Source organism: Bartonella japonica (assembly GCF_040545385.1).
GTDB lineage: Bacteria > Pseudomonadota > Alphaproteobacteria > Rhizobiales > Rhizobiaceae > Bartonella > Bartonella japonica.
The window spans coordinates 26,666-39,460 of sequence record NZ_JBEPLT010000007.1 but is presented as its reverse complement, the minus strand read 5'-3'; the positions used below and the strand labels follow the sequence as shown (position 1 = coordinate 39,460).

Here is a 12,795-nt window from a genome sequence, read left to right as displayed (position 1 = left end):
TAAAAATAGTTCAACCTTTTGCCTTGAAACGGTAAAATTTTGAAAGTTAACTCTTTTAACGTAACATAAGGAAAATATAAGGAAAGTCCATGTCATATACAGCCGAAATGATTATCCGCTTGCGGGAAGAAAAAAAAGAAATGCGGAACCGTGATTTTGCAATCTCTGTTGGTATCTCTGAGGCAGAGCTTATTGCTGCCTATTGTACAATTGGAAAAGCAAAAAAACTCCAAACTAATGTTGCTACTCTCTTAGAAAGTGCTCCTCTTCTTGGAACAGTTATGGCGTTAACACGCAATGAATATGCTGTTCACGAAGTAACAGGACATGTTGAAAAAGTCGTTCAAAATCAAAATGTCCCTATAACACTCGGTGAAATTGATTTGCGTATTTTTGCAAAACAGTGGAAATTTGGTTTTGAATATGAAATGACTATTCTTGGAAAGCCTACAAAAAGTCTGCAATTTTTTGATCAGTATGGTGTTGCTATTTTCAAACTCTACTCTCAAGACACAACAGATATGGAAGAGTGGAGTAGGCTTGTTGAAAAATTGCTTGATGAAAATCAATCACCTAATCTTGAAGTCCTTCCTATTCCGACTTCAGTTCAACAGGATAAAATAGAATTGGATGTTGAGAAATTCCGTGATCGTTGGCGGAATATGACCGATGTACACCAGCTTCATAATATTATTTCTGAATTTAAAATTAATCGACGCGATGCTGTAAAATATGCTGGTCGTGAATTTGCCAATGAATTAGAGGTGGAAGCTGTTGAAATGATGCTTAACCAAGTTGCGCAGCAAGAAATACCTATTATGTGTTTTGTTGGTAATAGAGGATGTATCCAGATTTTCAGTGGGCAAGTTAAAAATATTAAGCAGATGGGACCATGGCTTAATGTTCTTGATCAAAAATTCGACCTACACTTACTCATTTCTGGTATTGATAGTGTATGGTATGTTCGCAAACCTACCCGTGATGGTTATGTCAGTTCACTCGAAGTTTTTGATAAAAATGGTGAGATGATTATACAATTCTTTGGTTTACGAAAGGAAAGTCAAAAAGAACGTGAGGATTGGCGCTCATTATTGAACAGTCTTCCTTCGTGTCAAAAAGCAGTAGTCGCTTAGAAAGGTAAAGTTGAATATGCTTATACTTTTTTTGCGCAAACTATCAAATTTTTTTCTTGTATTTGTACTGTTTTCTTTTTCTACTTTTTCTTATCAAGTGATTGCTGAACCTGTGGAGCATTTTCCTGAAAATGCACGGATTGTTTCTATTGGTGGATCTCTTACAGAAATCGTTTATGCATTAGGAGCCCAAAATCAGCTTGTTGCCCGTGATAGTACAAGTGTTTATCCGCAAGAAGCACTCAAACTTCCTGTACTTGGATATATGCGTGCGCTTTCACCTGAAGGGGTTTTATCACTTTCTCCAGAAGGTATATTACTCGTTGAAGGAAGTGGCCCTGCCTCAACAATTGACATTTTAAAAAAAACTTCGATCCCTATAGTGATTGTGCCAGAAAATTATTCCCGTGAGAGTGTGATAGAAAAAATTCGGATCGTTGGTCAAGCCATTCATCGTGAAGCGCAAGCTGCTGCATTAATTAAGAAAGTGAGCCGTGATTTTGTAGATAATGATGCACTTTTATCAAAAATAACAAAACAAAAACGTGTCCTTTTTGTTCTATCCGTGCAAAATGGACGCGTTATGGCATCTGGAACAGGTACAGCTGCCGATGGTATGATAAAACTTTCAGGTGGGATCAATGCTATCACTGATTATAAAGGATATAAACTCCTTAATGGTGAAGCATTATTGCAATCAAACCCTGATGTTATTTTGCTTGTAAAGCATCGTGAACAATCTGCTAACCTTGAAAAGATTTTAGCTATACCAGCAGTTCAAGCAACAAATGCAGCAAAAAATCACGCTATTAAACAAATGGATGCTATGTATCTCTTAGGTTTTGGTCCACGCACTGCTGACGCATCAAGAGATCTTATTAATATACTTTATGGTACAAACCAAAATGGTAAGAGCTGATAGAAATGGCAGATCCAATATCCACTGTATGTGCCCCTGAAACAAAAGATAATGGAGCAAATCGTGCAACTTTGAAAAAGATTGTAGTATTAGGCCTTATTATACTCCTGATCTTCAGTATTTTTAGTGGACTTTTGAATGGGCCTTCCAACGTTTCTTTTTTTGATTTCCTTCACGTAATGCTTACACAAGATTTTTCCGTAAGCAGTAAAACCCGCGATTATCTTATACTTGTTGATATTAGATTTCCTCGTGTTATCTTGGGATTATTGGTTGGATCATCATTAGCTGTCTCTGGTGTTCTTATGCAGGGGCTTTTTCGTAATCCTCTTGCAGATCCTGGAATTGTAGGTGTGTCGGCAGGGGCGGGTCTTGGTGCTGTTTTAGCGATTGTTGTTGGTATTACCTTTCCTGCTTCATTAGCAGTTTTTCTAGAGCCTTATAAAGTTATTATAGGTGCCTTTTTGGGTGGACTTTTATCAACAATCCTTCTTTATACAATAGCAACGCATCATCGTTTTACTTCTATTGCAACAATGCTTCTTGCAGGTATTGCTCTTGGTGCTTTAAGTAGCGCTGTGGTTGGAACATTAATTTTTATCGCAAATGACCAACAATTACGTGACATTACCTTTTGGAATCTTGGCTCTCTTGCTGGAGCCACATGGTTAAAAGTCTGGATTGTGCTTCCTTTTATTTGTGTTGGTCTTCTTTTTTCACCCCTTTTATCACGAGCGCTTAATGCTCTTGCTCTTGGAGAAGCTGTTGCTGGCCATATTGGTTTCCATATTCAACGCATTAAAAATATTGCTATTTTTCTTGTTGCTTTGATGTGTGGTAGTGCTGTTGCTGTCAGTGGAGGAATTGGTTTTATTGGTATTGTTGTTCCACATATTTTACGTCAGCTGATTGGTCCCGATCATCGTTATCTCATTCCTTGTTCTGCTCTCTTAGGGGCAGCATTGCTTATTTTTGCTGATACCTTTGCGCGTTTAATTGTTGCTCCTGCTGAACTACCAATCGGAATTGTTACAGCTCTTTTTGGCGCTCCTTTTTTCCTTTGGATTCTTATATGTCAACGGGGAACAAACTTTCCATGATCAAAGCAAGCAGTGTCTGCGTTCAACGCGGAAAAAAACAAATTCTTAGCCAGATAAATCTTCAAGCGAAAAGTGGTGATCTTACTATCATTATCGGTCCCAATGGATCTGGAAAAAGCACTTTCGTCAAAGCACTCAGTGGAGAAATTCCTTATAGTGGGAAAATAACTTTAAATAGTCATGAAGTTAGCCAAACAAAAACTTACAAAATGGCAAAAATACGGGCGGTATTTCCACAATCAACAGTATTGGCTTTTCCATTCTTAGTGCACGAAGTTGTGGAACTTGGTCTTTCTGTAAATCAGTTTGCCATTACCAAAACTAAATTGCAAAACCTTACGACAAAAGCTTTAGAACGTGTTGGACTTGCTAACTATAGCAACAGATATTATCATCAATTATCAGGAGGCGAACAAGCTAGGGTGCAACTTGCTCGCGTCCTTTGCCAAATATGGGAGCCCATTTGTGATGGGGTTTCTCGTTGGATGATATTAGATGAACCCATTGCTAGCCTTGATATTCAACATCAGCTTGTTGTTATGGATATTGCTAAAAATTTTGCCCGTTGTGGTGGTGGTGTTCTTGCTGTTCTTCATGATCTCAATCTCGCCTCGCATTATGCAGATAAAATCATCTTACTAAAGCAGGGAAAGATTTATTGTGAAGGAAGCGCTTCCACCGTTTTGACAACCCAAAATCTACGTGATGTTTATCACTGTGCTTTAATCGTTTCTGAAATACCTAAAGAAAATGTTCCATTTATACTGCCTCAAACAGCATTGCACCTATGAGATAGCATATTTAGAGAAGATTTTTTGATTGAACCAAAAACTCAACGATACAATAAAATATATGAATCTCTTCAAAAATCACTGTTTAAAGTAAACAGACTTCCATTAGGATGTTTGTTTATAAATATAATTCAGCATTTTTATATTAAATGAGAGTATCAAATATAACAACATTCTCTTGTTTTTGTTCTGTTCAGAAACAAAAATCACTTACTTGCGCATTATAAAAGAGAATAACCTGCGAATAAAATTGCTTGAAAACACTAAATTATTGTCTCTTATGCACTGGTATTAATATCAAAATTGGAGAACATATTGAAAGTGAAAAAAGCAAATAATCTATTGCATGAAAAGTAACTTCTGACTTTATAATAAAATAAAATGCGCACTTTAAAAATTTACGAAAATTTGACAATATAAAACATGGTAATTCCTATGAGAATAATGAAGTTATCATTGAAGATCTATATAGAATGATGATGATACACGTGTGAATTATAATGCTCTTATTTATGATGCATTCTCAGATAGGTGATAATGCAAAAGTACTCACACTGTTTGCAAGAAAATGCATCTTGTAGAAATCAAAATGTCTTTATGCAATGATAAATAATCATGCTAAAATTGATGACACTGCAAAAAATCTGAAGTGAAATTTATGCAAATACAAAATTCAAAAAAAACAAAAAAAAGATACACTTTGAAATATGTTCCTTAGTGATAAATTTCTCCCTTATTATTACCATAACCATTTGAAGTTGCTGATTGAAAAATCAGCTCTATTATATTTTAAAATGTATCAACTCTAAGATTTAATACTTTTAAAATATCTTAACTTTAAAAGTACACGAACCAGTCGTGATTGTTAACGCGGATTTTCTCCGCATTAACATTCTTATCAAAGATAGATAGACATTTGTCGTTCGATAATTCTCATGACTTTATGGCATAAACAACCGTCGCATTAATAGGTCGTGTTTCTTGCTCACCTGTTGCTGAAATAGTTATATTGTGTGTATGTTTACCAGCTGATTCTGTTGTATTTGTGTATGTTGCACGCGCAAAAATATTGTTAGAAGTACCAATTCCTCCCTTGTCGACCACAAGTCCACTATACTTAAACTGGTGTTTATGTTCACCTGCCGTTCCAATGGTGCCAATATGTGTATGCGACTTTATGCTATCTTTCTGCACATCTGCAAATTGTCTCTTTGCATCTATGCCGCGACCATTATCAAAGCCGCGTAAAAACATACCTCTAAAGTCAGGAACTTTGAAAGTTGTATCACTATCTTTCCCCCATTGATCCCCTATTGCCTGAAATAACTGCGGATAATCTTTACGATTGTAGGTTGCACCATCACATAAAATCCAACCACTCGTCACTTTTTGCATAGCAAATGTAGCAATAAATCCAGGCGGAAAACTTTCTACTTTTAGTGGTGTCGGATTTAATAAATACCAACCGTCACGGACTTTCATTGAAAAGTCGTTATTATATACCATTTCATAAATGCCATCTGTTTGTAACTCACCACCTTCTAATGGCATAATACCTGCATCCGTTGCCTTATAGATAGGCTTTTCCCCTATGTTATTAACAGTTACTGTCGTTGTACCAATATTCGCACCACAAGACTTAAAACGTATGATAATATCATTGTTGTATTGTGTTATAGGTGAAGTTGTATTCAATGTAATTAATGTTGTTTTATCTTCTGCATTAACCGTAAATCTTGAATTAATCGAACCACCACTGTCTGCAAGATATTCACGCACACGCTGCATCATCGCCCGCGCACTATCATTAACAGAACTAGGAGGTTGTCCCTCTGCCCAATTAATGATATTATCCGAATTAGCATTTTCATCAGCCTTTAATGACCAATCGTAAATATTAGACATTATAATCCCCCATTTTCTTAATAATTCTTTTAACAATTTGTCTTCTATGTGCCAGAGTGTTTCCCCACCACTATCATTGGTCGATACATCATTTGCTTCTGTACCCTATACTTACTTATTTTATTTTTCTTCATTCCTCCTATTCAGCAAACTAAAATCATCATATCTTCTTTTCATAACATCAGCATCAATGCCTTCATTGATAAGGGAACTATCTCATCTTGCATTACTTGCCCATTATTGCTCTGTAGTGGTTGCATTTCTATTGAGAAATTCGTCTTGTTGAAAATTTCATCAATATTGATCATGAAGCTATCTTATAGCTTTAATATGTGTACTGTTAAATGTGAATTTATCTAACCTAAGAGATTAATAATGTACTTTGATTACTTCGTGAAAACCTCTATTTTTTAGATATTTTAAAACTTTAAGCTTCCTCATAAGCCATATTTTGTATTATCAATACTATGTTTCATCTCTCTACAAAATCACTTCGATTTTCTAACTTTTGGTCGCAAAATTTTTGTAAATTGTTTTTGTGTTTGATCTTTATTTTCTACAATTGCTATATTAAAGCTTTATAAGGGAAACTAAAAGATTTACTTTGAGTTCTTTACACAATCTACCGTGTTTTATTCGCACACAAATATCTTTTCAAACATATCTTATTTCACGAAATTTGTTTCTGAAAATGTTTTCACAAGATCAACATCAACGCCCCTTTTCAAACATTCTTCATTTACGATTTATAGAATACCGCAAAGAATAGGCTCAGCACGCAAATTTCCCGCACTTTGACTTAAATTTGGAGCAAGTACCTCAAACAACCTAAGACATACTCACACATTTTCATCAAATTTAAAGGACATACCCATTTTATACGCTGAAAAATACACCCCCAACGTCCTCACCCTAAACAAAGCTCATACAATTGGCATTAAGAGATAATTCCCCCACCCATCTGCTCCTCTATATTTAGCGCAGACACTTCCTCTCTATATTTTATTATATGTAGAGTTCTTTTGCAAGAGTAATAAAAACTTTTGATAAAAGCGGTAAGATACTCACAAAAAGAAGTTTATGTACATATTTTATATGGTATCAATTTAAGAAATGTAGCAAAATTGAGTAATGATAAGTATCTTTTTTCGGATTTCATCATATTAAACTTCAAAAATTTTTAGCTAAACAGAAAATAGCATGGCATTTTTTGCAAAGAGTGCTAATCGCTAAAAATGAGATTTTGGATCAACTAGAGAGCTGTATAAAAATAGAGAATAATTATTCTTAAAAGCTATAAAAAAGTTTTCAAAATAGTAATATTTTATTGACTTTGCTTTATTTTTATAAATATCTCTTTAATATTGTCGTTATTATCTTATCAGATGAGGCCTATTTTATTTCTAACGAGATATACAAAATCGTTAAAAACATATCTTTGTGATTGACAATAGAGATATTTATGCCAACCATATTCGCACCAACAAAAATGTTTTAAGTGGGGGTGTCGTGCAAATATGATAAGAGATATTGCATTGACTTTTTCAAAATGAAACTTCTTGCGCTTTGTTAGAGAGCTTCTTGCTATAACTGTAATAGTCATATTGCATTCTTTCATTAAAGTGCCCATGATTGATAATTTGAATACATCCTCGTTAACATAACAATCTGTTTTTGAACTATGTGTTTATAAGGAAAAAGTTTGTGCAAAAAAATACTCCATCAATCAGTTGCAATCCCCTTCCCGCCTCACGAAAAATTTATCAACAAAGCCCTTTTTTTTCTGATGTGCGCGTACCATTACGTGAAATTTCATTGACAGATAGCATCAACGAAAAAACTTTAAATGTCTATGATACTTCTGGTCCCTATACCGATAAAGATATAGTTATTGATATTACAAAAGGATTACCAGAAATTAGCTCACCTTGGCTTTCAAAACGTGCTGACACGGAACCTTATCCAGCACGACCAATCAAACCTGAAGATAATGGCTTGACCTACGACAAAGATTCTGCACCAACTTTCGCAAAAAAACACCCTGTTTTGCGTGCCAAAAAGGGCAAAGCAATTACACAAATGGCATATGCACGTGCAGGTATTATTACCGAAGAAATGGAATATGTAGCTATACGAGAAAATGAAGGCTTAACAACAAAAGACCCAAAAAGAATACAATTAAGTAAAACATTTGATGGATCAATACCAGAAATTTACACTGCAGAATTTGTACGCAATGAAATTGCTTGTGGACGCGCCATTATTCCCCAAAATATTAATCATCCAGAATGCGAACCAATGATTATTGGTCGCAATTTCCGTGTTAAAATTAATGCCAATATTGGCAATTCAGCAGTTGCTTCATCTATGGCAGAAGAAGTTGATAAAATGGTTTGGGCTATTCGTTGGGGAGCTGATACAGTTATGGACCTCTCAACAGGACGAAATATTCACAATATTCGTGAGTGGATTATTAGAAACTCTCCGGTTCCAATCGGGACTGTTCCTCTTTATCAAGCACTCGAAAAAGTACAAGGCATTGCTGAAAATTTAACATGGGATATTTTCCGTGATACCCTTATAGAACAAGCAGAACAAGGTGTTGATTATTTTACCATTCATGCCGGATTAAGATTACCATTTATTCCTCTCACTATTGATCGAGTAACAGGTATCGTCTCACGAGGCGGTTCAATTATGGCAAAGTGGTGTTTGCATCACCACAAAGAAAGTTTTCTCTATGAACATTTCGATGAAATTTGTGATATTGCACGTACATATGACATCTCTCTTTCATTAGGGGATGGACTGCGTCCTGGGTCTATTGCCGATGCCAATGATAAAGCTCAATTTTCTGAACTCAAAACTTTAGGAGAGTTAACAAAAACTGCTTGGGAAAAAGATGTACAAGTTATGATTGAAGGACCTGGACATGTACCAATGCACAAAATTAAAGAAAATATAGACCAACAATTAGATCTCTGTCATGAAGCACCTTTTTATACTTTGGGACCTCTTACCACTGACATTGCTCCTGGCTATGACCATATTACCTCAGCAATTGGCGCTGCTATGATTGGATGGTTTGGAACTGCTATGCTATGTTATGTAACGCCTAAAGAACACTTAGGGCTCCCTGATAAAAATGATGTTAAAACTGGTGTTATTGCTTATAAAATTGCTGCCCATGCCGCTGATCTTGCGAAAGGTTTACCCAGAGCACAATTGCGTGATAATGCCCTCTCACGTGCACGATTTGATTTCCGATGGCATGATCAATTTAACCTTTCTCTCGACCCAGAAACAGCTCGTACCCTTCATGATGAAACATTGCCTAAAGAAGCCCATAAATTAATGCATTTTTGTTCCATGTGTGGACCAAAATTCTGTTCCATGCGAATTTCCCATGATATTCGTGAAACAGCAGCAATGCAAAAAATGAAAGATGAAGGAATGATTGCCATGTCTGAGAAATATCAAGAAAATGGTGATCTTTATATAGAAGTTACTCCTACTCAAAGAAAGAAAGCAAACAATTGAAGAGTATTCTTGTCAAAGGTGCAGGTGTAGGGGGATTAACGGTTGCCTTTATGCTACAACAAAAAGGCATTCCTGTTACTGTATCATCTCCCCCTCATTCTCCTATAGGAACAGCCAGCTGGTATGCAGGAGGCATGCTAGCACCCTATTGTGAAAGAGAAAATGCTGAACAAATTGTTGAAGATCTTGGAATAAAAGCCATACAGTGGTGGCGCAAAACACTTCCCAATCTTGTTATACAAAAAGGAACTTTAGTTGTCGCCCCTATGCGCGATAGAGTAGAACTTGAACGATTTGCAATGCGTACACATAACCACAAAACTGTAAATGGTGCAGAAATAGCGCATCTTGAATCAGATCTTGCCGATCGGTTTAACTATGCACTCTTTTACGAAAATGAAATGCATATTGATCCACGCAAAGCGCTTATCACTTTAAAAGAAATTCTTATAAAAAATGGCGCATGTTTTGTCGATGTAGGAATATCTGAAACAAATTTTGATATTATTATTGATGCAACAGGAATAGCACGTTTAGGAAAAGACAAAAATATACGAGGCGTACGCGGCGAAATGCTTCTTGTACGCAGTACAGATATTAAAATTTCTCGTCCTGTCCGTCTTCTCCATCCACGGTTTCCTCTCTACATTGTCCCTCGACAAGATAATATTTTTATGATTGGTGCAACAATGATTGAAAGTGATTTTGATGGCGCTATTTCTGTAAGGTCTATGATGGAGTTACTCAATGCTGCTTATACCTTGCATCCAGCTTTTTCTGAAGCAGAAATTATTGAATCTGGTGTTGGTATTCGACCATGCTATCCTGATAACTTCCCTTCTGTGTACAAACATGATAATCATATTTTTGTGAACGGATTTTATAGACATGGTTTTCTTTTATCTCCAGAAATGGCAAAACGAGCAATAAAATTGGCATTGGAGTAAAGCATGCAAATATTTGTCAATGGCGAAACAATCCAAACTGAAGCCATCACTCTCAGTCTATTGCTTAAAGAATTGGGTTATGAAGGAAATTGGCTTGCAACTGCTGTTAATGCAGAAGTCGTTCCTCTAGATGCACGGAGTCAATTTAGCTTGCATGAAGGAGATAAGATTGAAATTCTAAGTCCAATGCAAGGAGGCTGAAATTATGCTGAATCTTTATGGACATCAATTCTCTTCTCGCCTCATGTTAGGTACAGCTCAATATCCTTCACCAGCAATCCTTCGTGATGCTATTTGTAAATCAAAAGCAGAAATTGTAACAGTTTCATTGCGCCGAGAAACCGCAGGTGGAAAACAAGGTGGACAATTTTGGCAGTTCCTTAAAGAACTTAATATCACATTGCTACCAAATACCGCTGGTTGTTATACTGTTAAAGAAGCCATTACAACAGCAAAACTCGCAAGAGATCTTTTTAAAACCTCTTGGATTAAACTCGAAATTATCGGTAATCCCGATACCTTGCAACCAAATGTTTTTTCTTTAATTGAAGCAGCGCAAATTTTAAACAATGAAGATTTTAAAATTTTTGCCTATACAACAGATGACCTCATTGTTGCTGAAAAACTCTTGGATGTTGGGTGCCAAGTTATTATGCCTTGGTGTGCTCCAATTGGATCTGCCAAGGGACCTCATAATACCGATGGATTGCGTTCTATTCGCGCTTACTTTCCTGATGCTACTCTTGTTATTGACGCTGGAATTGGTCGCCCATCACACGCTGCTGTTGCTATGGAACTTGGTTATGATGCAGTCCTTCTCAATACTGCAGTTGCCAAAGCAGGTGATCCTGTCTTAATGGCGGAAGCATTTTCTAAAGCTGTTCAGGCAGGGCGTATGGGATATAAAGCAGGAATGCTCGAAGCACGTAATATTGCAGTTCCTTCAACACCAGTTATTGGAAAAGCAGTATTCTCATGAAACTGGATCCATTTTACCTTATTGTTGATAATGCTGATTGGGTTGAACGTTTAGTGCCTCTTGGAATAAAACTTATACAATTGCGTATAAAAAATGAAAATTCAAAAACGACTCGTCACCATATTAAGCGCGCAAAAAGTATCTGCGATAAATGGGGAACACAATTAATTATTAATGATCATTGGACCATAGCAATTGATGAAAAATGTAACTTTATTCATCTTGGACAAGAAGATTTAAGCAATGCTGATCTTCCCATAATTCGTCAAAATGGTATAAAAATTGGTCTTAGTACACATGATGAACATGAATTAGATATCGCGTTATCTGTAAACCCTGACTATATTGCGCTTGGTCCTATTTATCCAACAATCTTAAAAAAAATGAAATGGGAGCCACAAGGGCTTGAAAAAATAAAACAATGGAAAAAGAGAATTGGCACCTTACCCTTAGTGGGTATCGGTGGTTTAACCCCAGAACGCGCCATTGATGTTTTACAAGCAGGTGCAAATAGTGCAGCTGTTGTAACCGATATTATTCTCCATAAAAAACCTGAACAGCGTATCCAACAGTGGATAAAGGTGACACAAACATGGCGTTGATGCCTTCTATTCTGATTGTTGCAGGAACTGATCCAACTGGGGGAGCTGGTATTGTTCGCGATATAGAAACAGCAGCACATTTTCAAATAAAAGTAAATTTAGCCATCACTTGCGTTAACGTACAAGATGATAACCACGTTGCTGAAATTTTTCCAATGAGTGAAAAACTTATCGCTGCACAAATGCGTATAGCTCTAGAAGCAAATCTGATAAGTGCAATAAAAATCGGCATGACAGGCAATCAAGAAATTATAACAGCAATTTGCCATGTATTAGAAGAATATCCCCACATCCCTGTTATTTTTGACCCCGTCCTTGTTGCCTCCTCAGGAGGAAAACTAACAACGGAAGAAACCATAGAAATTATAATCCACAAACTTCTTCCTCTTGTTGATCTTTTAACACCAAATAGAGAAGAACTTGCTATTCTCAGCCAAAATCCATTAGCGTCTCATCATGAAGAAGCAATAGAACAAGCACAAAAACTTCTTTCATTTGGTCTACGATCTATCTTAATAAAAGGTGGGCATGCAGATGGACCTCTCGCAACTGATAGCTTCATTGATAAAACTGGGATCACAAATATTTCTACTCCACGTTTAAAAGAAACAATGCGTGGAACTGGCTGTATTCTTTCAAGCACTATTGCTGCACATTTGGCACTCAATCAATCTACGCTTCAAGCCATAAAAAATGCAAAAAAATATATTCACACATTGCTTCTAAACTATAATCAAAATTTTCTCTGAAAACATGAAATTATGTCAAAATTTTATAAAAAACTATTTCTCTATTATCATTTATCTTGAAAAGTATATCTAAAAATTATAGAAAAATATTTTTTTAATAAAAGTAATGTTTGTAAAAAAATATTACTTT

11 protein-coding genes are annotated in these 12,795 nt (G+C 36.0%); 10 read left to right on the top strand and 1 reads right to left on the bottom strand.

The genetic code is table 11. The annotated features are described in order from the left end of the window. The first annotated feature begins 89 nt into the window (after positions 1-89). The 4 genes from ABID39_RS04305 to ABID39_RS04290 are packed head-to-tail and all read left to right on the top strand — an operon-like array spanning position 90 to position 3,943. Complete coding sequence (locus tag ABID39_RS04305; RefSeq protein ID WP_354186393.1) at positions 90-1,133, top strand: hemin-degrading factor; 1,044 nt, start codon at positions 90-92, stop codon at positions 1,131-1,133. Between the two features lie 16 nt (positions 1,134-1,149). Beyond that, the gene (locus ABID39_RS04300; protein ID WP_354186391.1) at positions 1,150-2,052 is read left to right on the top strand and encodes a heme/hemin ABC transporter substrate-binding protein; all 903 of its coding nucleotides are present in this window, start codon (positions 1,150-1,152) and stop codon (positions 2,050-2,052) included. A gap of 5 nt (positions 2,053-2,057) precedes the next feature. Next, positions 2,058-3,152, top strand: a complete 1,095-nt coding sequence (locus ABID39_RS04295; RefSeq protein WP_354186389.1) for a FecCD family ABC transporter permease — start codon at positions 2,058-2,060, stop codon at positions 3,150-3,152. Further along, positions 3,149-3,943 carry a heme ABC transporter ATP-binding protein gene (locus ABID39_RS04290; protein ID WP_354186387.1) on the top strand — a complete coding sequence of 265 codons (795 nt, stop codon included), beginning with the start codon at positions 3,149-3,151 and terminating at the stop codon, positions 3,941-3,943. Before ABID39_RS04295 ends, ABID39_RS04290 begins: the two co-directional genes overlap by 4 nt. A 933-nt stretch (positions 3,944-4,876) precedes the next feature. On the opposite strand, the gene bgtC is transcribed toward ABID39_RS04290, so the two are convergent. Further along, positions 4,877-5,848, bottom strand: coding sequence for a gene transfer agent tail collar protein BgtC (gene bgtC / locus ABID39_RS04285; protein ID WP_354186385.1), 972 nt, complete (start codon positions 5,846-5,848; stop codon positions 4,877-4,879). 1,704 nt (positions 5,849-7,552) lie between these two features. On the opposite strand from bgtC, the gene thiC reads away from it, so the two are divergent. Genes thiC through ABID39_RS04255 form a run of 6 tightly spaced genes read left to right on the top strand, consistent with a single transcriptional unit; the run spans position 7,553 to position 12,665 of the window. Beyond that, positions 7,553-9,388 carry a phosphomethylpyrimidine synthase ThiC gene (gene thiC, locus ABID39_RS04280; protein ID WP_354186383.1) on the top strand — a complete coding sequence of 612 codons (1,836 nt, stop codon included), beginning with the start codon at positions 7,553-7,555 and terminating at the stop codon, positions 9,386-9,388. Then, the gene (locus ABID39_RS04275; RefSeq protein WP_354186381.1) at positions 9,385-10,335 is read left to right on the top strand and encodes an FAD-dependent oxidoreductase; all 951 of its coding nucleotides are present in this window, start codon (positions 9,385-9,387) and stop codon (positions 10,333-10,335) included. Before thiC ends, ABID39_RS04275 begins: the two co-directional genes overlap by 4 nt. 3 nt (positions 10,336-10,338) lie before the next feature. Next, positions 10,339-10,536: a sulfur carrier protein ThiS gene (gene thiS / locus ABID39_RS04270; protein ID WP_354186379.1), complete on the top strand. Its 198-nt coding sequence runs from the start codon at positions 10,339-10,341 to the stop codon at positions 10,534-10,536. A gap of 4 nt (positions 10,537-10,540) precedes the next feature. Then, positions 10,541-11,314: a thiazole synthase gene (locus ABID39_RS04265; RefSeq protein WP_354186377.1), complete on the top strand. Its 774-nt coding sequence runs from the start codon at positions 10,541-10,543 to the stop codon at positions 11,312-11,314. Further along, on the top strand, positions 11,311-11,916 hold the full coding sequence (locus tag ABID39_RS04260; RefSeq protein WP_354186375.1) for a thiamine phosphate synthase: 606 nt from the start codon (positions 11,311-11,313) through the stop codon (positions 11,914-11,916). Before ABID39_RS04265 ends, ABID39_RS04260 begins: the two co-directional genes overlap by 4 nt. Next, positions 11,907-12,665: a hydroxymethylpyrimidine/phosphomethylpyrimidine kinase gene (locus ABID39_RS04255; protein ID WP_354186373.1), complete on the top strand. Its 759-nt coding sequence runs from the start codon at positions 11,907-11,909 to the stop codon at positions 12,663-12,665. Before ABID39_RS04260 ends, ABID39_RS04255 begins: the two co-directional genes overlap by 10 nt. Positions 12,666-12,795: the final 130 nt, after the last annotated feature.

Bases quoted from the DNA above. Each gene is read 5' to 3' on its own strand.
- ABID39_RS04255 (WP_354186373.1), top strand. From the start codon at position 11,907: ATGGCGTTGATGCCTTCTATTCTGATTGTTGCAGGAACTGATCCAACT.
- ABID39_RS04290 (WP_354186387.1), top strand. From the start codon at position 3,149: ATGATCAAAGCAAGCAGTGTCTGCGTTCAACGCGGAAAAAAACAAATT.
- ABID39_RS04295 (WP_354186389.1), top strand. From the start codon at position 2,058: ATGGCAGATCCAATATCCACTGTATGTGCCCCTGAAACAAAAGATAAT.
- ABID39_RS04305 (WP_354186393.1), top strand. From the start codon at position 90: ATGTCATATACAGCCGAAATGATTATCCGCTTGCGGGAAGAAAAAAAA.
- thiS (WP_354186379.1), top strand. From the start codon at position 10,339: ATGCAAATATTTGTCAATGGCGAAACAATCCAAACTGAAGCCATCACT.
- ABID39_RS04260 (WP_354186375.1), top strand. From the start codon at position 11,311: ATGAAACTGGATCCATTTTACCTTATTGTTGATAATGCTGATTGGGTT.
- bgtC (WP_354186385.1), bottom strand. From the start codon at position 5,848: ATGTCTAATATTTACGATTGGTCATTAAAGGCTGATGAAAATGCTAAT.
- ABID39_RS04265 (WP_354186377.1), top strand. From the start codon at position 10,541: ATGCTGAATCTTTATGGACATCAATTCTCTTCTCGCCTCATGTTAGGT.
- ABID39_RS04300 (WP_354186391.1), top strand. From the start codon at position 1,150: ATGCTTATACTTTTTTTGCGCAAACTATCAAATTTTTTTCTTGTATTT.